Origin of the sequence: Bowmanella yangjiangensis (genome assembly GCF_017255015.1) — a bacterium.
Classification (GTDB): domain Bacteria; phylum Pseudomonadota; class Gammaproteobacteria; order Enterobacterales; family Alteromonadaceae; genus Bowmanella; species Bowmanella yangjiangensis.
On record NZ_JAFKCS010000169.1, the window covers coordinates 1 to 1,699 of the forward strand.

General features: G+C 66.4%; 3 protein-coding genes. All 3 read right to left on the reverse strand.

From position 1 onward, the window contains the following. The coding region (locus J0A65_RS22995; RefSeq protein WP_206596627.1) for an MCP four helix bundle domain-containing protein at positions 1-891 on the reverse strand (891 nt) is incomplete at its 3' end. Between the two features lie 17 nt (positions 892-908). Further along, positions 909-1,454 (reverse strand): chemotaxis protein CheW, encoded by a 546-nt coding sequence (locus J0A65_RS23000; protein WP_206596628.1) that lies wholly within the window; start codon positions 1,452-1,454, stop codon positions 909-911. A gap of 3 nt (positions 1,455-1,457) precedes the next feature. After that, on the reverse strand, positions 1,458-1,699 hold a 242-nt coding region (locus tag J0A65_RS23005), incomplete at its 5' end, for a hypothetical protein (protein ID WP_232850118.1).

Consider the following 1,699-nt stretch of genomic DNA (forward strand, 5'->3'; position numbering starts at 1 on the left):
CTCCACCGATGCGGCCTGTTCGGAAGCGCCCTGGCTCATGCTCTGGGCCGTGGCGGAGATCTGTTCGGAGGCACTGGTGAGGGCATCGGCATTGCTGCGCACTTCGCCGATGATCTGCGCCAGTTTCTCGCTCATGCCCTTGATCGCGGCCAGCATGCTGCTGGTGTCGCCGTCCCGGGTGCTGACCTCGGTGTTGAGGTCGCCGGCGGCGATGCGGCTGACCACTTCCACCGCGTAGGCCGGTTCACCGCCGAGCTGACGCAGCAGGTTGCGGGTGATGAAACCGCCGAACAGACCGATGACCAGCAGGGTGGCCAGCGAGACGACGATGGCGATCCAGGTGGCGTGCTGCAGGCTGGCCTGGGCCTGTTGGCTGCCGTCGTTGGCCATGGCGATGTTGTAGTCGCGGTGCTTGTCGATGGCGCTGCGCAGCGGGTCGATGACCGCGTGCTGCAATTCGAGCATGGATTCGCGCGCGGCCTCGTCCTTGTGCTGGCGCGACAGAGCCAGCGCCTTGTCGATGCCCTGGAGGAGGTTGTCGATGCCCTGATGCTCGGTGTCGAAGAGCTGCTGGTCCTGCTCGTCGCTGATGGTCGCGGCGTAGTCGTCGAGGGCGGCCTGGATGTCGCCACGGTTGCCGGCGATGCGCTTGTCCACGGCATCCATGGCCTGGTCGTCGGCGCTCAGTACATGTTCGTAGACCAGTTGCACCTGCATGTTCACCGCCGTGCCGAGCTTGGCCAGGGCGGTAATGGCGGGCACCGAGTTGACGTTGCCGAAGTTGGCGGCGTTGAACACCTGGTTCATCTGCTGGTAGGACACACCCGACAGCAGCAGGATGCCGAGCAGGGCCGAGAGAACCAGGAGGGTCATTTTCTTGCTGATGGTCATGGCAGGGCTCCTGCGCGTCAGCGCACGTCTGCAGAGGGGGAAAGGGATTCGTTGCGCAGGCCGGCCATGGCTGCGATCTGCTCGACCGAGAGCACCTGCTCCATGCGCAGCAGGGTGATGAAACGTTCGTCCAGGCGCGCCATGTCCTCGATGAACTCGCTGCGCACGCGGCTGCCGAAGGCCGGGGCCTGACGCAGGGCGTCGGCCTCGATCTCGACCACGGCGCTGACGGCATCGACCAGCGCGCCCATCAGGTGGGTCTCGTCCTCGTCGAGGATCTCCACGATGACGATGCAGGTGCGTGCGCCGAGCGGGCTCAGGCCATGGCCGAAGCGATCGGCGAGGTCGATGATCGGCACGATGGCGCCGCGCAGGTTGATCACGCCGCGCACCAGGCTGGGCATCATCGGCACCTGGGTGACCTGGTCGTACTCGAGAATCTCGCGCACGTAGCGGCTGGCCACCGCGTACATGTCCTGCTGTACGCGGAAGGTCAGGTACTGGCGCTGCTGTTGTGCGCAGCCGTCAGGCGTGTCCAGAGGCAGATCGACGAGGGCACCCATGGCTCAGCTCCCGTAGCGGACGAAGCCGCTCTCTTCGTCGTCCGCCACCACCGCTGCGCGCGCCGGCGCGGCACTCAGCGGGCGACCGAGTGTAGTCACCCCGGCGCTGGCGCGGCTGGCCAGGTGGAAGAACTGCATCAGTTGCTGCAGCTGGACGGACTGGCCGTTCATCTCCTCCGCCGTGGCGGCCAGCTCTTCCGAGGCGGCGGCGTTCTGCTGGGTGATGTCGCTGAGCTGGGTCATCG

What these genes read in the sequence shown, in the direction of transcription:
- J0A65_RS23000 (WP_206596628.1), bottom strand. Translation starts at nt 1,454, where the DNA reads ATGGGTGCCCTCGTCGATCTGCCTCTGGACACGCCTGACGGCTGCGCA.